We start from the raw sequence: 16,790 nt of genomic DNA on the forward strand, positions 1-16,790 counted from the left end.
ACCATGAGTTTTACGTCATTGCATTGGGGTGTTTATCGCCCGCAGGTCGAGGGAGGCAAGTTGAAAGCCCTGCTGCCTGCGGAGTGGGACAAGGACCCTTCACCGATTGGCGATTCGGTTGCCGATGCCATTACCTCGCCCACACGCGTCATGCGCCCGGCGATACGTCGCAGTTTTCTTCAGCAAGCCGGCGGGCGACCCGATCTGCGTGGGCAGGAGCCGTTCGTCGAGGTCTCCTGGGAGGTGGCGCTGGATCTGGTCGCCAGTGAGTTGCAGCGCGTCAAAGGCGAGTATGGCAATCAGGCAATTTTTGGCGGCAGTTACGGCTGGGGCAGCGCGGGGCGTTTTCATCACGCACAAAGCCAGTTGCATCGCTTCCTCAACTGCATCGGCGGTTATGTATTCAGTACCGACAGCTACAGCCTGGGGGCCGGGCGGGTGCTGATGCCGCACATTGTCGGCAACATGGACTGGCTGCTGGCGGCGCATACGTCCTGGAAAAACCTCGCCGAGCACTGCGAGCTGTTCGTCGCCTTCGGGGGATTGCCCGCCAAGAATGCGCAGACCAGCCCCGGTGGTGCCAGTGACCATCTGCTGGCCGACGCGTTGCAACGCATGTCCGACGCCGGAGTGGAGTTCGTCAACGTCAGCCCGCTGCGTGATGACCTGGCTGGCCCAGCGCACAACCAGTGGCTGGCGGTACGCCCCGGCAGCGACACGGCGTTGATGATGGCGCTTGCCTGGGTATTGATCAGCGAAGGGCTGCACAACGAAGATTTCGTTCAGCGCTACACCGTGGGCTATGAGCGTTTTCGCGATTATCTGCTGGGTCACGTCGACGGCCAGCCTAAGGACCCGCAGTGGGCCGCTGCATTGACCGATATCCCTGCGCAGCAGATTGTCGACCTGGCGCGGCGCATGGCCAGTAAACGCACCATGATCAATGTCGCTTATTCATTGCAACGTTCTATACATGGCGAGCAACCGTTCTGGATGACCGTCACCCTGGCGGCGTTGTTGGGGCAGATCGGTTTGCCTGGTGGCGGCTTTGGCCTGGGTTATGGCTGCATGAACAACACCGGCAGCGGCCGCAAGGCGTTCTCCGGGCCGCGCTTTTCCCAAGGCAGTAATCCGGTCAAGGACTTCATTCCGGTTGCGCGGGTGACAGATATGTTGCTCAACCCCGGCACACCCTTCGATTACAACGGGCAGCAGCAGACTTACCCGGATATTCGCCTGGTGTACTGGGCGGGTGGCAATATCTTTCACCACCATCAAGACCTCAATCGGCTGCTGGAAGCGTGGCAGCGGCCGCAAACCATCATCGTTCACGAGCAGTTCTGGACCGCTCAGGCACGCTATGCCGACATCGTGCTGCCAGCCACCACGGCGCTGGAACGCAATGACATCGGCAGCTCGGCGTCCGATCGTTTCATGATTGCGATGCAGCAGGCCATCGCGCCGGTGGGCGAGTCTCGTGATGACTATTCGATTCTGGCCGGGCTGGCCGAGCGGCTGGGTGTGGCGCAGGCGTTTACCGAAGGACGTGATGCCCAGGCCTGGCTGCATTTTATTTACGATGAGTCTCGGCAGCGCGCTGAAACCTTTGGTATTACCCTGCCGGATTTCGAACAGTTCTGGCGTGACGGATTACTGGAAATAGACTATCCCCAGACCGATAACGTACTGCTCAAGTCCTTTCGCGATGACCCTGACGCGCATCCACTGCCGACGCCGTCCGGGCGTATCGAAATTTTCTCCGAGCGCATCGCAGGCTTCGCTTATGCGGACTGTCCTGGCCATCCGGTATGGCTGGATAAACCTGCGTCTACCCACGCGCTGCACCTGCTGTCCAATCAACCCAAAACCCGCCTGCACAGTCAGTACGACCACGGCAGCTACAGCCGTTCCTCGAAAATTCAGGCACGCGAGCCGCTGACCCTGAACCCGCTGGATGCGCAAATGCGCGGGTTGGTCGATGGTGATGTGGCCAAGGTCTTCAATGAGCGGGGGGCGTTTCTGGCTGGAGTAATCGTATCGGACAGTATTCGGCCTGGCGTTGTGCAGATTGCCACCGGTGCCTGGTTCGATCCTTTGGTGCATGGCGAGCCGGGCAGTCTGGAAAAGCACGGCAACCCTAATGTGATCACCCAGGACATCGGTGCTTCCAGCCTGTCGCAAGGGTGTGCGGCGCAGACCGCGTCGGTGGATATCGTCAAATGGGATCAGGCACTGCCGCCGGTGACGGCGTTCGAGCCGCCGTCACTGCTCTGAGTGCGTTTTACTGCTCTTTATTACGCGCCGCAAAAACCGCCTTGCCCACGCTGGCTAATACCGCGTCGTTCTGCGGCGTATGTACCCGGCCGCACAGCACGTTGCGGTAATGGCGCTGCAGCGGGTTGCTGCGTGAAAGTCCCGGATTCCCCGAGGCCTCGATGGCCAGTTCCACCGCACGGATAGCATTACCGGTCACCAGGTATTTGATCTGTGCAGCATGCTGTGCGGGCGTGTGGCCCTGGGCCGCGGACTGCAGCAGGCTCTGGTTGGCGAACAGCAAGGTGTCGATCTGCCCGACGGTTTCCTGAAAGCGCGGCAGGGTCGACAGCGTAGCCCCGAGGTTGGACGGCTTGCGCTGTTCCAGCCAGTGCACCAGCCAGTCGCGGGCGGAATGGGCGATGCCGTCGTAGACCGACGACAGCAGCACCGACATCCACAGCATGCCCGACCCATCAAGTTCGGATTGCGGGGCGCTCCACGGGCTAACGCTGACGGCATGATCGAGCGGCACCAGCACGTTGTCGAAGCGGACTTCGTGGCTGCTGGTGGCGCGCATGCCCAAGTGGTCCCAGTCCTCGATGATCCTGATGCCCGGCGTGTCCTTGTGGACCAGCCAGCTGCCCACCAGCGGATCATCGTCGTCGCTGCGCGCCCACACGGCAAACCAGGTCAGGCCATGACTGCCGGTGGAGTAGATCTTGCTGCCGCTGATGCGCCAGCCGTCGGCGCTGCGGCGGGCGACGGTGCCCGGCAGGCCGCCACGCGCAGGGGTGCCCAGGTCAGGCTCGACGCGCAGGGCGTTGATCAGCGCACCTTCGCGTACCGCCTCTTCGGCAACTTGTACACGTAGATGGCTCGGCCAGTTACGGTTCTCTTGCAGCCTTGAATGCTGCAGGTATTGCATGACCAGAATCAGCGCCGTCGACGGTTCGCCCTTGGCTACTGCGCTGACTACTTGCTGCGCGCGCGGCAGATCGGCACCGCCGCCGCCCAGTTCAGCCGGTACGGTCAGGCCGAGCAGGCCGTGGGTGTGCAGTAACTGAAAGTTGGCGTGAGGGAACAGGGCGCTGATGTCGTACTGCTCGGCAGTTTCAGCCAGTGTGGCGGTCAGCGTAGCCAGTCGTTCGCTGAAGTCTTCAGCCGACTCGGCTGCCGGATAATGCTGGCGCGGGGTAGGGCGCAGGGTCGAGAGTGTCATGCGGGGTCCTTTTCGCAGCGGTTAGGCAGCGGTCATTGCGTGGCAGCCTGAGCGATCTGCGCGCGTGAGGCGTTGAAGCTCTTGTCGAAGCCGGTTGAAACATCGATTTTTTTAGTCAGGATGCCTTCAGCCAGATAGGTGTCCGCAGTGTTCTGCAGTCCCTGAACGATCTGATCATCAATCGGCGTACGTTGCATTTTCGTCGCCTTGGCCACCGCCAGATGCACCGCCAGCGGCAGGCCGGTGACCTTCGCCTGAGCGGCCGCGTACTCTTCGGGATGAGCATTGGACCAGTTGAAGGCGCGCTCCACCCGGGCTACAAAATCATCCAGTTGGGCACGTTTGCCTTCAATGGCCTTGCTGGTGGCGGCGAGGTAGAGGTGATTGCTCAGCAACTCGCTGCCACTGACCAGCACACGAGCGTCGCTTTGCGCGATGGAAATCGTCGTGTAAGGGTCCCAGGTCGCCCAGGCATCGGCGTCGCCGCTGTCCAGCAACAGACGCGATTCGCTGGGCAGCAGGTTGATGAAGGTGACGTCACTGGTTTTCAGCCCGGCTTCATGCAGGGCGCGGATCGCCAGGTAGTGGCCGATGGAGCCGCGCCCGGTGACGATGCGCTTGCCCTTGAGGTCGGCAACGGTCTTGATCGGCGAGTCCTTCGAGACCAGCACCGCCGTGGTGAAACGGCCCTGGGCATGGGTAATGCTGACCACTTTCAAGGGCGCACCTGCGCCCAGCGCGAACACATAGGGCGCATCACCCAGCGCACCGATATCCACAGCGCCAGCGTTCAATGCCTCGCCCAGAGGGGCCGCCGAGGGGAACTCGGAAAACTGGATCTCGTAAGGCACGTCCTTGAGTTCGCCGGAGACCTGCAACAGTATTTTCAGCAGCGACTTCTGATTGGCGACCAACAGCGGAGCCTGCTCGGCAGCGACCACCTGCTGGCCTGCCAGCACACTGAGCAACGCGCCCAGCAGCAGGCTTTTGAGCGGTAGAGGTGATTTGAAAAAAGGCAGCATTGAGGTGTTTCTCCATTGAGTTGATCGGTCGGCCAGACACTTATCGTTCCTCACGCTCAAATCACGTAAAACCCGTGCGTCCCGTCCCGGCCCAATTGCTCCACCAGGCCAGACTCCCAGTCCAGGTAGGCCTGCATGGCTTCGCGCGGCGCATCGGTGCCTTCGTACGGGCGGCGATAGCGATCGATGCGTGGCGAGGCCAGTCGGCTTTCGCCATGCTCCAACGGCAGGCCAGCCTTGATCCAGCTGGCGGTGCCGCCATCGAGCAAAAACACCGGCTTGTCGGTCAGCGCTTCGACGTCGGCCACGGCAAAGCGCGCCAGCCGGCTGCTGCCACAGGTCAATACGTAGCGGTCGGCGGCAGGTATTTTTTCCAGCGCCTGTTTGAGGTCGGCGCGCAAGGTCCACCAGGCACCGGGAATGTGCTGTTTGACGTAATTGGCGCTGGCGGTGAAATCCAGCACCGCCACCTTGACCTGTGTCTGCCATTGAACAAGCGTCTCGACGCTGATCGCCTCCACTTGCGGTGGCGCAGGGAACGGCGCATCCCAGTCACCCGTTTCGCTGAAGTCTGCTGCATGCAGATCATCGAGCACCGACACGTCCCAGCCCAGTTGCGCCAGCCAGGAAGCCGACATGTTGGCGCGCACGCCGTCGTCGTCCACCAAGGCTATTCGTGCGCCGCGTACGCTGGCGAAGTGATCGGTTTCCTGCACCAGTTGCCCGCCCGGTGTGGAGCGCGCACCGGGCAGATGGCCTTTGGCAAACTCTTCCGGTGTGCGCACATCGAACAGGTACGTGGTGCGCGAAGTCTCGGCTTGCCAGCGTTGCAGGTCAGCGCGGCTGGCGCGTTTGACCTTGGCGCGATCAGCCACCTTGCGCGCATCGGCACTGGCGGTTTCGCGGGTTTCCTCACTGACTGCTGCAAAACGCCGGTCTTGACCATGATCCAGCGTCTGACCGGCCAGTAACCAGCCAATCGTGCCATTGCGCAGCGCATTGATCTGATTGGGCAGGCCCGCGTTGACCAGTGACTGAGTGCCGATGATGCTGCGCGTGCGACCGGCGCAATTGACGATGATTCGGGTGTTCGGGTCCGGTGCCAGCTCCCGTGCCCGCAGCACCAGTTCCGCGCCCGGTACGCTGATGCCGCCGGGGATGCTCATGGTCTGGTACTCGTCGTAGCGCCGGGCATCGAGCACCACTACATCGGCGTTGTTGTCGAGCAGGGCCTTGACCTCTTCAGCCGCCAGAGACGGGGTAGCGCGATGGTGTTCCACCAGTTCGCCAAACGCCTTGCTCGGCACATTTACATCAATGAACAACTCGCCGCCAGCCTCACGCCAGCCTTGCAGGCCGCCGTCGAGCAGTCTCACATCGCTGTAGCCCAGCGCCTGTAAACGTTGCAGCGCAACCTGCGCCAGGCCCTCGCCATCGTCGTACAGGGTTATGGCTGTGTCGCGTCGCGGGATGCGCGGGAACACCTCCAGCTCCAGCTTCGACAACGGGATGTTCACCGCAAACAGAGGATGGGCCTGGGCAAAGGGTGCTTCTTCGCGGACGTCTACCAAGGCCAGTTCCTGGCGGTCCAGCAATGCCTGACGAACGTCGGCGAATGATCGGGTGGCGGGGGTGGTCATCGGGCGGGGCTCCCTGTTGGCTGATCCTGAGTGGCGTGGGTGATGGCTGCGGCATTCGAATAGCCGGAGATGAACAGTTTTTCTGTGCCGTCCAGGTCGTAGACCGCACGTTTCACGGTGCCAATATCGGCGCCGTAAACGTGGATGCTGATCGACACTTGATCGTTGAAAGCATTGCTGACCTGATGCACATCGTTGCTTTTCGGTGACAGCGCTTCGACTTGGCCGGGTTGCAGGCGAATTGCCGGGCCGCTGGTTTCCAGGCGTCCTTGCGCGTTGCGGGTATAGCCCTGTGAATGCTCGGCACCGCGCAGCATGCCGATCAGGCCCCAGACGCGATGGTCATGAATCGGCGTGCGTTGCCCCGGCCCCCAGACAAAACTGACCACTGAAAAGCGCTGCTGCGGGTCGGCATGCAGCAGAAATTGCTGATAGCGGTCGGGGTCGGGTACGGCAAATTCTTCTGCCAGCCAGTCATCGTGGCTGACCAGTTGCGCCAGCAGCTTGCCGCCGCGACGCAACAGATCGCCTTCGTGCGGCTCGCTGCCAATCAGCTCGCCCAGCGCGTCGATAAAGGCCCCGAGTCGTTCCGGGTGTAGGTTCTGAGTCATGTCCATTTCCAGATCAGGGTCAGGGAATGGTTTGATATAAGCATAATATGGATATTTAATATGCTATTTTTTAATGATTAGGTTATAACGAAAACGTCTTTTACTTCCGTGCTGCAATGCGTGAAATCTAGCGTCGGTCTGTTGGACGGGCTATGAATGGACGTCTGCCGGGACTATTCTTTTTGCCTGTGTTTCTTCTCTTCTTTATGTGCGGTCCGAATGAAAATTGATGATATCGATGCGTTCGTTGCAGTCATCCGCTGTCAGTCGATCAGCCATGCCGCTGAATCGCTGGATCTGACCCAGCCGGCGATTACTCGCCGGGTGCAGAATTTCGAGCAGGCCCTTGGGGTCGAGCTGTTCGATCGTAATACCAAGCCGCTCAAGCCAACGCCGATGGGCATCCAGGTGTACCAGAAGTGCCTGGCAATCCTGCGCGAGATGGATGCGTTGCGCGAGCTGGTGGCCAGCGACACGCCGCCCAGCGGCCTGTTGCGTCTGGGTGTGCCGCAAACCATCGGTGACGTGGTGCTGCTCGATGCGCTCAAGCAGCTACGCGGAGAATTCCCGGATTTGCGCGCCCAGGTCAGCACCGGCTGGGGCAGTCACCTGATCGGCAAAATCGAAAACGGTGAGCTGGATGCTGCGGCAGCGCTGTTCCCTGCTGGCAAGATATTTCCGGACAACATCGTCGGTCAGTCAATCGGCAAGATGGAACTGGTGGTGGTCTGCGCCAAGGGGCTGGTGCCGAAAAAGCCCGGCAAGCTGGCGGATTGCTACGAGCAGGGCTGGGTACTCAACCCCGACGGCTGCGGTTTTCGCGCAGGTTTGCAGCGTACGCTGACCGATCAGGGGCTGAGCATGAAGGTCAATCTGGAAACCTTCGGCACCGAGCTGCAACTGGGGCTGGTAGCCGATGGCATGGGGTTGGGTCTGGTGCCAAGGCCGTTGCTGGAGCGCAGCGCTCACCGCGAGCAACTGGTGGTGCTACCGCTCAAGGACTTCAAACCGGTGATGGACCTGTGGCTGTTCTACCCACGTTTCCTGGGCAATCTGCAAGCACCGGTCGAGGCTTTTGGCGCGCTGGTGGCGCGCTCCCTCAAGCCGGTTTCAGCAGCCGCCTGAAAACGTCATTGCGGGCGGGCAGTCTTCAGTCAGAAGCCTCGCCCGCCCGCATGGCGTTGAATCAGGCCACTTGTTCGCGAGCCTGCCGTTCACGCTGAGCCACCAGTGCGCGGGTCAGCGGGATCAGCTTCTTGCCATAATCGATAGCATCTTCCAGCGGGTCGAAGCCGCGAATCAGGAAGGTGGTAATCCCCAGGTCGTAATAGTCCAGCAGCGCTTCGGCGACCTGTTCCGGGGTGCCGACCAGCGACGTGGAATTGCCCTGTGCGCCGAGCAGGCCAGCGATGCCGGTCCACAGGCGCTTGTCCAGTCGTGAACCTTGTGCCGCTGCGGCCAGCAGGCGACGCGACCCTTCGTTGGGTGGTTCGCGACGGACAAAGCCGTTACGGTCTGCCAATGCCTTGGCTTTTTCCAGAATGCTGTCGGCGCGTGCCCAGGCTTGTTCTTCGGTGTCGGCCAGAATCGGGCGCAACGACAGGCTGAAACGAATGGTCCGGCCATGTTTGGCGGCTTCGGCGCGCACCTGTTTGACCACATCGCGTACCTGTTCGTACGTCTCGCCCCACAAGGCATAGACGTCGGCGTGTTTGCCAGCCACCGCAATCGCCGCTGCCGAAGAACCGCCAAAGTACAGCGGGATGTGTGGCTGCTGCGGGGACTTGACCAGCGAGTGCGCGCCCTCGAACTGGTAGTAGGTGCCCTGATGATCGAACGGCTTGTCGCTGGTCCATTCCTGACGCACCACGCTGAGGTATTCATCGCTGCGCGCGTAGCGTTCGTTCTTGCCGATGTGGCTGCCGTCGGCGCGCAGCTCCTTGTCGTCGCCACCGGTAATGATATGCACTGCGGTACGCCCGCCATTGAACACGTCCAGCGTCGCAAATTGCCGGGCTGCCACGGTGGGGGAGATGAAACCGGGACGATGCGCGACAAGAAATTTCAGTGTGCTGGTCACGCTGGCGGCATGCGCGGCCACCAGTGTGCTGTCCGGGCTGTTGGAGTGGTACGCGATCAGCGCACGATCAAAACCTGCGTCTTCATGAGCCTTGGCCACTGTCTTCACGTAGTCGGGCTGGATGGTCGCGCCGCTGCGCGGGTGGATTTCAGAACCGGGTTGCGTGGCGATATAGCCAATGAATTCGATGCTCATGAAAACTCCTGCCAATGGTTGAGGTCCGTTCGACCTTGTCGAGAAGCACCATAAAGGCAAGCAGACAGGGCTGTGAAATTCGATTTTGGTCTAAGTTAATTATAAAAAATATGCATTATAAGTTTTAGCGGTAATCAAATATTTTAACTATTAGCTTAGAGCTAAATAGAATTTCACTCGGCTTTCTTATGCTCTTAGCATGGTGTTCATACTGCGTCGGGTGCGTCATGCCCGATTTGCCCAGAAAGGATGCGCCCATGTCTGACACAACGCTCAACCCCGCCGACCCCGGTTTTCTGCTGGTCAACAAGCCTGAACAGCGTCGCGCCTCTGAACAGCATCGCCAGCGTCGGCAAGTGCCGGGCCCTGTTTTGCGTCTGCTCAGCCCGCTGGCGCTGTTGCTGCTCTGGGAACTGGCCTCACAAACCGGTCTGTTGCCCAGCCGAGTGATCGCCGCACCGTCGCAGATCGGCGGTACGCTATGGTCGATGATTGTTTCAGGCGAACTGGCCGTGCACCTGTGGGTATCGCTGCAGCGCGCATTGCTGGGCTTGAGCATCGGCGTCAGTATTGGTGTGGTGGCTGCATTGATAACCGGGCTTTCCCGGCGCGGCGAAATCGCCCTCGACTCGCCGATGCAAATGCTGCGCACCATTCCGTCGCTGGCACTGGTGCCGCTGTTCATCCTCTGGTTCGGCATTGGTGAATTCACCAAAGTGGCGCTCATCGTGATGGGCACCACCTTTCCGGTGTACCTGAACCTGTTTTCCGGCATCCGCAACATCGACCCGAAACTGATCGAGGCCGCCAACACCTTGGGGCTGAGCCGTCGCGAGCTGATCTGGCACGTGATTCTGCCCGGTTCGCTGCCTTCTTTTTTTGTCGGGCTGCGCTATTCACTGGGTATCTCCTGGCTGGCGCTGGTGTTTGTCGAACAAATCAACACCACCGCGGGAATCGGCTTTCTGGCCAGCGATGCCCGCGACTTCATGCGCACTGATGTGATCGTTATCTGCCTGTTGATCTATAGCGTCCTGGGCCTGGTGATCGACGGCATCATTCGCACGCTGGAGCGCTATGCGCTGGCCTGGCGACCGACCTTCGTGAGGAATTGAGCATGGCGACCCTTGAGTTGCGTAACACTTCATCAGTCACGCCCCCGGTTCAGTTGCGTAACGTGGTTCGCCAGTTTGGCCCACAACGGGTGATTGACGGGCTGGACCTGGACATTGCCGCGGGCGAGTTTGTCGCTTTGCTGGGTGCCAGTGGCTCCGGCAAGACCACCTTGCTGCGCACTCTGGCCGGGCTGGACGACATCGACAGTGGCGAGCTGCGTGTGCCGGTGGCACGTGCCGCGGTGTTTCAGGAACCGCGGCTGATGCCGTGGAAAAGCGCCTGGAAAAACGTGGTTCTCGGCCTGCGCATCAACGATGCCAAGGCTCGGGCCGAAGCAGCATTGACCGAAGTCGGTCTGGCCCATCGGCTGAATGCCTTTCCGGCCACATTATCCGGTGGCGAGGCGCAACGTGTAGCGTTGGCGCGCGGCCTGGTCCGAGAGCCGAAACTGCTGTTGCTCGACGAGCCTTTCGCCGCCCTCGATGCCTTGACCCGCATTCGCATGCACCAGTTGATCATCGACCTGTGGCGCAAGCACACCCCGGCGGTGCTGCTGGTAACGCACGATGTCGATGAGGCGATCCTGCTCGCTGACCGGGTCATCGTGCTGGCCGACGGTAAACTTGCCGATGACATCCGCGTCGACCTGCCACGCCAACGTGACAGCGGGCAGGCCGGGTTTCAGGCAATTCGTAGCCGCTTGCTGGGTTTGCTGGGCGTGAAGACGCAGTCTGCCGATACTGCAACGCAGGAGCCAGCCCACGACGTGACGCTCAGTGCATTGCGTCGTTTCGCCAATGCTCGTTGATCCTGCGCAGGGTGCGTATCATGGGCGTCTGAATTTCTGGAGGGACGTCCATGTCTGCCGAAAAGCCCGAAGTCATTATCACCTATTGCATTCAATGCCAGTGGCTATTGCGCGCCGCCTGGCTCGCCCAGGAGCTGTTGAGCACGTTCAGTGACGACCTGGGCAAGGTCTCGTTGCAGCCGGGCACCGGTGGTGTGTTTCGCATTACCTGCGATGGCGTGCAACTCTGGGAACGCAAGGCCGACGGCGGCTTTCCCGAGGCCAAGGTGCTCAAGCAGCGGCTCCGCGACCAGATCGACCCGGCCCGTGATCTGGGCCACAACGACCGTCATACTCCCGCCAGTCCTCAGTAATACAGGCCATTGTCACGACATCGCCACGCACGTGTCACATTCGGTTAACCGGCATGCTCCACTCTCTTGGAAACCCTGCCGGAGGTCATCCCATGACCAGTGCTCAGCTCGCCACACCCAGCCGCAAACAACGCGTGCGCACCTTGTGGATTTCCGACGTTCATCTGGGCACGCGCGATTGCCAGGCCGAACACTTGTCCGCGTTTCTCAAGCGCTATCAGGCTGACAAGGTGTATCTGGTGGGCGATATCATCGACGGCTGGAAGCTGCGCGGCGGCATGTACTGGCCGCAGGCGCATACCAACGTGATCCGTCGGCTGCTGACCATGAGCAAGCGTGGCACCGAAGTCATTTATGTCACGGGCAACCACGACGAATTCCTGCGTCGTTACTCCAAATTGGTTCTGGGCAACATCCAGCTGGTGGACGAAGCCGAGCACGTGACGGCCGATGGTCGTCGTCTTCTGGTCATCCACGGCGATCAGTTCGACGTGATCACCCGTTATCACCGCTGGCTGGCCTTTCTCGGCGATTCGGCCTATGAGTTCACCCTGACCCTCAACCGCTGGCTGAACCATTGGCGCGCCAAGTACGGCTATGGTTATTGGTCGCTGTCGGCTTACTTGAAGCACAAGGTCAAGAGTGCGGTGAATTTCATCAGCGATTTCGAGGAAGCCATCGCCCACGAGTGCGTGAAGCGCGGCCTGGATGGCGTGGTCTGCGGGCACATCCATCATGCGGAAATTCGCCAGGTGGGCGGCGTGGAATACCTCAATTGCGGCGACTGGGTTGAATCCTGTACCGCCCTGATCGAACACCTGGACGGCACTATCGAACTGTTTCGTCTGGCGGACGCGCACTTGAAAGCAAGCCAGCCGGTGGTTCAGGAGCCGGTCAGCGAAACGGTTGCCTGATTAAACCGGCTAGAACGACACCTTGCCCAACAGCATATCGCGGTACATGACGAAATCGCCGAGCAGGCTGTAGAACGGATGCCTGAACGTGGCCGGCCGGTTTTTCTCGAAGAAGAAATGCCCGGCCCAGGCGAAGCCATAACCCGCGACGGGTAACAACCACAACAACCCCCAGCGACCGCTGCCCACACCGAACGCCAGCAGGAAGATCACCAATGAGGTGCCCACAAAGTGCAGGCGCCGACTGGTACTGCTGCTGTGCTCAGCGAGGTAGAAAGGATAGAACTCGGCAAAGCTTGAGAAACGCTTGATGGTATCCACGGCGCGCACCCTCGTGTTGGTTCTTCTTGTTATACACAAATTTAGCCGACTGTCGTTCCAATGCTCCGCGTTGGCATAAGGCATTACCACGCTGAGCGTGGGAACGAGAGTCTGAGCCGAACCTCAATCCACCTGACATCACAGAACCGCTGTGCAGCGCGGAGCAGTTCTCGACCCGTCAGCAAAAACGCAACAAAACATGGCACAGTTGCCCTGAAAAATGGCACATTGGCGCGCCTTGGTACGCGTGACACATCTTGTAATCATCCGTCCGGGGAACCTGAAAACCTTTTTACGGATGAATACCCATGGCGACCAGCGCTCAGCCTGTGACGGCGAAGGCCTCGACCCCCCCTCAAGCCAGCCCGCTGGTGATGCGCATTATTGGTGCCGTTGCCCTTGCTCACCTGATCAACGACCTGATTCAGGCCATTCTTCCGTCGATCTACCCGATGCTCAAGGCCAGCTACGACTTGAGCTTCACCCAGATCGGCCTCATTACCCTGACGTTTCAGATCACAGCATCGCTGCTGCAGCCCTGGGTCGGTTATTACACTGACCGCCATCCTAACCCCCTGGTACTGCCTGTAGGGTCGATCTGTACGCTGGTCGGCATTGTGATGATGTCGATGGTGGGCAGTTTTCCATTGATTCTGCTGGCTGCCGCCTTGATCGGCATCGGTTCGTCGACATTCCACCCGGAAGCCTCGCGTATCGCGAGACTGGCTTCCGGTGGTCGTTATGGGCTTGCGCAGTCGACCTTTCAGGTGGGCGGCAACACCGGCTCCGCGTTCGGGCCATTGCTGGCGGCGGCGATCATCATCCCGTTCGGCCAGGGCAACGTGGCCTGGATCGGCCTGTTCGCATTGTTCTCGCTGGGTTTGCTGTATGCGATAAGCCGCTGGTATCGCGCGCACCTCAACCTGTTCAAGCTCAAGGCAGGCCAGGCGGCCACTCATGGCCTGTCCAGGAAACGCGTGATTGCCTCACTGGCAGTGCTGGCATTTCTGGTGTTTTCCAAGTTCTTCTACATGACCAGCCTGACCAGCTATTTCACCTTCTACCTGATCGAGAAGTTTGACCTTTCAGTCGCCAGCTCGCAGTTGCACTTGTTCCTGTTTCTGGGCGCAGTGGCGGCCGGGACCTTTTTCGGCGGTCCGATCGGCGACCGCATTGGCCGCAAGGCTGTGATCTGGTTTTCGATCCTTGGCGCTGCACCCTTCACCCTGGCCCTGCCTTATGCAGACCTGTTCTGGACCAGCGTGCTCAGCGTGATCATTGGATTTGTACTGGCGTCGGCTTTTTCCGCCATCGTCGTCTACGCCCAGGAGCTTGTACCTGGCAACGTGGGCATGATTGCCGGGCTTTTCTTTGGCCTGATGTTCGGCTTCGGCGGCATTGGCGCAGCCTTGCTCGGCTATCTGGCTGACAGCCACGGCATTCTGTTCGTCTACACGTTGTGCTCATACCTGCCGCTGCTTGGCTTCCTCGCCATTCTTCTGCCCCGGACCAAATAATGCTGATAGCAACGCTGATCTTCCTGTTCACCATTACGCTGGTCATCTGGCAGCCCAAAGGCCTGAGCGTAGGCTGGAGTGCGGTACTCGGGGCGGTTCTGGCGTTGCTGACAGGGGTTGTGCACCTCAGCGACATCGCTGTGGTGTGGGGCATCATCTGGAATGCCACGGCGACGTTCATTTCGCTGATCATTATCACGCTGTTACTGGATGAGGCGGGTTTCTTTGCCTGGGCCGCGCTGCATGTGGCGCGCTGGGGCAAGGGTAAGGGACGTCGTCTGTTCGCCCTGTTCGTGCTGTTCGGTGCGCTGGTATCAGCCTTGTTCGCCAACGACGGTGCCGTGCTGATTCTCACGCCTATCGTCATTGCCATGATGCTGGCGTTGCGCTTCTCCGCTGCGTCGACCCTGGCATTCGTCATGGCGGCCGGCTTCATTGCCGATACGGCCAGCCTGCCGTTGGTGGTATCGAACCTGGTGAACATCGTTTCGGCGGATTACTTCAAGATCGGTTTCAACCGTTACGCAGCCGTCATGGTGCCGGTGAACCTGGCCAGTGTCGCCGCCACTCTGGCCGTGCTGATGTGGTATTTCCGTCGGGATATTCCCAGCGAGTTCGAGCCCGAACATCTGGACAAGCCCGAAACGGCTATCCATGACCGCGCTACGTTTCTGGCCGGTTGGGCCGTACTACTGATTTTGTTGGTGGGCTGTTTCGCTCTTGAGCCGCTGGGCATCCCGATCAGTGCGATTTCGTCGGTCTGCGCGTTGCTGCTGCTCGCCATTGCCGCCAAAGGGCATACGATCAAGACGCGCAAGGTGATGAAAGAAGCACCGTGGCACATCGTGGTGTTTTCGCTGGGTATGTACCTGGTGGTTTATGGTCTGCGCAACGCCGGACTCACCGGTTATCTGGCCAGTCTGCTGGACTGGTTTGCCGGCTATGGCATCTGGGGCGCAGCGATGGGCACCGGCGTCATGACGGCGTTTCTGTCTTCGATCATGAACAACATGCCCACCGTGCTCATCGGGCTGCTGTCCATTGATGCAAGCCATGCCAGCGGGGCCATTCAGGAAGCGATGATCTACGCCAACGTGATCGGCAGCGACCTGGGGCCAAAAATTACCCCGATCGGCAGTCTGGCGACGCTGCTCTGGCTGCATGTGCTGGAGCGCAAGGGAATCACCATCAGTTGGGGCTACTACTTCAAGGTCGGCATCGTACTGACCGTGCCGGTGTTGCTGATTACACTGGCTGCGCTGGCACTTCGATTGAGTTGAGCAGGTGGCTGGTGTCGGCCAGATTCGGCCACATGTCCGACACCAGAAACAAGCGATCGGCTTCTTCCCAGTTGCCCTCGGTATTCTCTTTCAGGCGCACCAGCAATTGCGCCGGAGCCAGCGGGTCGAGTTCGGCCAGCCAGTCGCGCAGTTGCTGATCGCTCCACGCATCGTGGTAAAGCGCTGGTGCCAGCCAGGCATGACGCGGCAGGGGCTGCCAGCGTCCGGGGCTGCTCTGCGCCACAAACGGTTTCCAGTCACGTTGATGCAACCAGCGGCCCTTGAGATGCTGCGGATGAACACCTGCGGGCGATTCGCATGAGCCTGGCCACGGATACAGCAGATAACCGCCCAGCCACAACTGCGCGCTGAAGGCCTCGACACCCAGCGCTGCCAGGGCCGCGCGGCTTTCCGGACGTGCAGACATCGGCAACTGATGCTGGCTCAGGTGGGCAAGCTTGCGGTCCAGCCGATCCTGGCAGCCGGGCCCCAGCCAGCACGCCGGATCGCGGCCGTCTCCGTCCTGCGGCCCAAGGTAGAGCTTGATTGCCAGTTCAACGTGATGCACGCCTGCACGATCACGCAGCAGCATGTCCAGTTCGCCCAGCGTCTGGCTGCCGAGCCGGATCGGCAGGTTGGCGGCAATGATTTCCACCCCCGGCGCGTGCTGCACTGCGAACTGCCAGAGCCGTTCGTAATAGCGGCCCAGCCGGCGTGTGGTTGCCAGCGCCAGCCAGTCTTCCAGCGGGCGACTGTCACGGTCGAGTTGCCAGAGAAAGTCTGCCAATCGCTGCGGGTCCTGTACCCAGTCACTGCCGGCCAGCGGATGACGCTGTGGCCACGGCGCGACTTCCAGCATGGGCGGCGCGAGGATCACCCAGGCAAGGTCGCGCACTTCGGAGTGCCGTAGTTGGCGGGGGAGGTCGATCAGGCTTGGGAATAGGGTCATGTGCCGAGGATAGCGTGAGTTGAGGTTCAGGTGAGCTGATTGTGAAGGCGAAAAGATGCGGTGCTATTCAACGGGCCTGGCCAGTCCGAGAAAATCAGCGTCTTCACCGGGGCAGGGCGAGAATCGCTTGACGTCGGTTGCCCCCTTGACGTTCAGGTCGATGCGGCCGTTGGCATCTATGAAGATTGTAGTCTCTGGCCATTGCGGATCTATGTTTACGCAACCGCTGATTCCCGCGTTGTCCCACCATTGGAAATACATGAAGAAATCTTTTTTTTGAAATATGTGGCCGCTGTTCCCAGTTGCTCCTCCAGGCTCTATGCCACCTCTGCTTATGCGATGATCGGTAATCCATGTGTAGCTAAGCTCTCCGTCTGCCTTGTCTGAGTAATAGACGCTTACGTAGGGCGTAGCGAAATCCCATAGTGCGAGGATGAGAAAGGTCGCCGTTAACTTCGGCCAGCGGGCAATGGCGTGTATCAGGATTTTTCGGTTCATGCAGTGCCCTC

The 16,790-nt window shown here is 60.2% G+C and carries 16 protein-coding genes; 8 read left to right on the forward strand and 8 right to left on the reverse strand.

Annotation, left to right across the window (positions count from 1 at the left end):
- The first annotated feature begins 3 nt into the window (after positions 1 to 3).
- The gene (locus RYC18_RS04920) at positions 4 to 2,274 is read left to right on the forward strand and encodes a molybdopterin guanine dinucleotide-containing S/N-oxide reductase (protein ID WP_316883840.1); all 2,271 of its coding nucleotides are present in this window, start codon (positions 4 to 6) and stop codon (positions 2,272 to 2,274) included.
- A gap of 7 nt (positions 2,275 to 2,281) precedes the next feature.
- Here RYC18_RS04920 and RYC18_RS04925 read toward each other — a convergent pair whose 3' ends face one another.
- Genes RYC18_RS04925 through RYC18_RS04940 form a run of 4 tightly spaced genes read right to left on the reverse strand, consistent with a single transcriptional unit; the run spans position 2,282 to position 6,748 of the window.
- Complete coding sequence (locus RYC18_RS04925; RefSeq protein ID WP_005781758.1) at positions 2,282 to 3,475, reverse strand: acyl-CoA dehydrogenase family protein; 1,194 nt, start codon at positions 3,473 to 3,475, stop codon at positions 2,282 to 2,284.
- A 32-nt stretch (positions 3,476 to 3,507) separates the two neighbouring features.
- Positions 3,508 to 4,497: an ABC transporter substrate-binding protein gene (locus RYC18_RS04930; protein WP_004667817.1), complete on the reverse strand. Its 990-nt coding sequence runs from the start codon at positions 4,495 to 4,497 to the stop codon at positions 3,508 to 3,510.
- 56 nt (positions 4,498 to 4,553) lie between these two features.
- A complete protein-coding gene (locus RYC18_RS04935; RefSeq protein ID WP_016982456.1) occupies positions 4,554 to 6,137 on the reverse strand; it encodes a rhodanese-related sulfurtransferase in 1,584 nt (527 codons plus the stop codon).
- On the reverse strand, positions 6,134 to 6,748 hold the full coding sequence (locus RYC18_RS04940; RefSeq protein WP_004667815.1) for a cysteine dioxygenase: 615 nt from the start codon (positions 6,746 to 6,748) through the stop codon (positions 6,134 to 6,136). Before RYC18_RS04940 ends, RYC18_RS04935 begins: the two co-directional genes overlap by 4 nt.
- A gap of 219 nt (positions 6,749 to 6,967) precedes the next feature.
- Here RYC18_RS04940 and RYC18_RS04945 point away from each other — a divergent pair, with 219 nt between their 5' ends.
- Positions 6,968 to 7,873, forward strand: coding sequence for a LysR family transcriptional regulator (locus tag RYC18_RS04945; RefSeq protein WP_004657392.1), 906 nt, complete (start codon positions 6,968 to 6,970; stop codon positions 7,871 to 7,873).
- A gap of 61 nt (positions 7,874 to 7,934) precedes the next feature.
- Here the strand turns inward: RYC18_RS04945 and RYC18_RS04950 are convergent, their stop codons facing one another.
- The gene (locus RYC18_RS04950; protein ID WP_316883843.1) at positions 7,935 to 9,023 is read right to left on the reverse strand and encodes an LLM class flavin-dependent oxidoreductase; all 1,089 of its coding nucleotides are present in this window, start codon (positions 9,021 to 9,023) and stop codon (positions 7,935 to 7,937) included.
- Positions 9,024 to 9,280: 257 nt separating this feature from the next.
- Between RYC18_RS04950 and RYC18_RS04955 the strand changes: the two genes are divergently transcribed.
- The 4 genes from RYC18_RS04955 (at position 9,281) to RYC18_RS04970 (ending at position 12,214) form a co-directional block, all read left to right on the forward strand.
- A complete protein-coding gene (locus RYC18_RS04955) occupies positions 9,281 to 10,138 on the forward strand; it encodes an ABC transporter permease (RefSeq protein ID WP_010194230.1) in 858 nt (285 codons plus the stop codon).
- A gap of 2 nt (positions 10,139 to 10,140) precedes the next feature.
- Positions 10,141 to 10,947, forward strand: a complete 807-nt coding sequence (locus tag RYC18_RS04960; protein ID WP_005781766.1) for an ABC transporter ATP-binding protein — start codon at positions 10,141 to 10,143, stop codon at positions 10,945 to 10,947.
- A 50-nt stretch (positions 10,948 to 10,997) separates the two neighbouring features.
- The gene (locus RYC18_RS04965) at positions 10,998 to 11,300 is read left to right on the forward strand and encodes a SelT/SelW/SelH family protein (RefSeq protein WP_002554513.1); all 303 of its coding nucleotides are present in this window, start codon (positions 10,998 to 11,000) and stop codon (positions 11,298 to 11,300) included.
- Positions 11,301 to 11,392: 92 nt separating this feature from the next.
- Complete coding sequence (locus tag RYC18_RS04970; protein WP_002554512.1) at positions 11,393 to 12,214, forward strand: UDP-2,3-diacylglucosamine diphosphatase; 822 nt, start codon at positions 11,393 to 11,395, stop codon at positions 12,212 to 12,214.
- Positions 12,215 to 12,223: 9 nt separating this feature from the next.
- Here RYC18_RS04970 and RYC18_RS04975 read toward each other — a convergent pair whose 3' ends face one another.
- Complete coding sequence (locus tag RYC18_RS04975) at positions 12,224 to 12,535, reverse strand: DUF962 domain-containing protein (protein ID WP_057401964.1); 312 nt, start codon at positions 12,533 to 12,535, stop codon at positions 12,224 to 12,226.
- 308 nt (positions 12,536 to 12,843) lie between these two features.
- Between RYC18_RS04975 and RYC18_RS04980 the strand changes: the two genes are divergently transcribed.
- Positions 12,844 to 14,052, forward strand: coding sequence for an MFS transporter (locus RYC18_RS04980; RefSeq protein ID WP_005781768.1), 1,209 nt, complete (start codon positions 12,844 to 12,846; stop codon positions 14,050 to 14,052).
- A complete protein-coding gene (locus RYC18_RS04985) occupies positions 14,052 to 15,332 on the forward strand; it encodes an arsenic transporter (RefSeq protein ID WP_004665931.1) in 1,281 nt (426 codons plus the stop codon). The genes RYC18_RS04980 and RYC18_RS04985 overlap by 1 nt, the downstream gene beginning before the upstream one ends.
- Here the strand turns inward: RYC18_RS04985 and RYC18_RS04990 are convergent.
- Positions 15,298 to 16,281: a DUF1853 family protein gene (locus tag RYC18_RS04990; protein WP_046832755.1), complete on the reverse strand. Its 984-nt coding sequence runs from the start codon at positions 16,279 to 16,281 to the stop codon at positions 15,298 to 15,300. The two genes, RYC18_RS04985 and RYC18_RS04990, sit on opposite strands and share 35 nt — an antisense overlap.
- Before the next feature lie 63 nt (positions 16,282 to 16,344).
- Positions 16,345 to 16,779 carry a hypothetical protein gene (locus RYC18_RS04995; RefSeq protein WP_005781771.1) on the reverse strand — a complete coding sequence of 145 codons (435 nt, stop codon included), beginning with the start codon at positions 16,777 to 16,779 and terminating at the stop codon, positions 16,345 to 16,347.
- Positions 16,780 to 16,790: the final 11 nt, after the last annotated feature.

This window comes from Pseudomonas syringae group sp. 247E2, assembly GCF_032587795.1.
GTDB lineage: Bacteria > Pseudomonadota > Gammaproteobacteria > Pseudomonadales > Pseudomonadaceae > Aquipseudomonas > Aquipseudomonas amygdali.

What these genes read in the sequence shown, in the direction of transcription:
- RYC18_RS04920 (WP_316883840.1), top strand. Translation starts at nt 4, where the DNA reads ATGAGTTTTACGTCATTGCATTGGGGTGTTTATCGCCCGCAGGTCGAG.
- RYC18_RS04955 (WP_010194230.1), top strand. Translation starts at nt 9,281, where the DNA reads ATGTCTGACACAACGCTCAACCCCGCCGACCCCGGTTTTCTGCTGGTC.
- RYC18_RS04965 (WP_002554513.1), top strand. Translation starts at nt 10,998, where the DNA reads ATGTCTGCCGAAAAGCCCGAAGTCATTATCACCTATTGCATTCAATGC.
- RYC18_RS04970 (WP_002554512.1), top strand. Translation starts at nt 11,393, where the DNA reads ATGACCAGTGCTCAGCTCGCCACACCCAGCCGCAAACAACGCGTGCGC.
- RYC18_RS04945 (WP_004657392.1), top strand. Translation starts at nt 6,968, where the DNA reads ATGAAAATTGATGATATCGATGCGTTCGTTGCAGTCATCCGCTGTCAG.
- RYC18_RS04995 (WP_005781771.1), bottom strand. Translation starts at nt 16,779, where the DNA reads ATGAACCGAAAAATCCTGATACACGCCATTGCCCGCTGGCCGAAGTTA.
- RYC18_RS04980 (WP_005781768.1), top strand. Translation starts at nt 12,844, where the DNA reads ATGGCGACCAGCGCTCAGCCTGTGACGGCGAAGGCCTCGACCCCCCCT.
- RYC18_RS04935 (WP_016982456.1), bottom strand. Translation starts at nt 6,137, where the DNA reads ATGACCACCCCCGCCACCCGATCATTCGCCGACGTTCGTCAGGCATTG.
- RYC18_RS04940 (WP_004667815.1), bottom strand. Translation starts at nt 6,748, where the DNA reads ATGACTCAGAACCTACACCCGGAACGACTCGGGGCCTTTATCGACGCG.
- RYC18_RS04930 (WP_004667817.1), bottom strand. Translation starts at nt 4,497, where the DNA reads ATGCTGCCTTTTTTCAAATCACCTCTACCGCTCAAAAGCCTGCTGCTG.
- RYC18_RS04960 (WP_005781766.1), top strand. Translation starts at nt 10,141, where the DNA reads ATGGCGACCCTTGAGTTGCGTAACACTTCATCAGTCACGCCCCCGGTT.
- RYC18_RS04990 (WP_046832755.1), bottom strand. Translation starts at nt 16,281, where the DNA reads ATGACCCTATTCCCAAGCCTGATCGACCTCCCCCGCCAACTACGGCAC.
- RYC18_RS04950 (WP_316883843.1), bottom strand. Translation starts at nt 9,023, where the DNA reads ATGAGCATCGAATTCATTGGCTATATCGCCACGCAACCCGGTTCTGAA.
- RYC18_RS04985 (WP_004665931.1), top strand. Translation starts at nt 14,052, where the DNA reads ATGCTGATAGCAACGCTGATCTTCCTGTTCACCATTACGCTGGTCATC.
- RYC18_RS04925 (WP_005781758.1), bottom strand. Translation starts at nt 3,475, where the DNA reads ATGACACTCTCGACCCTGCGCCCTACCCCGCGCCAGCATTATCCGGCA.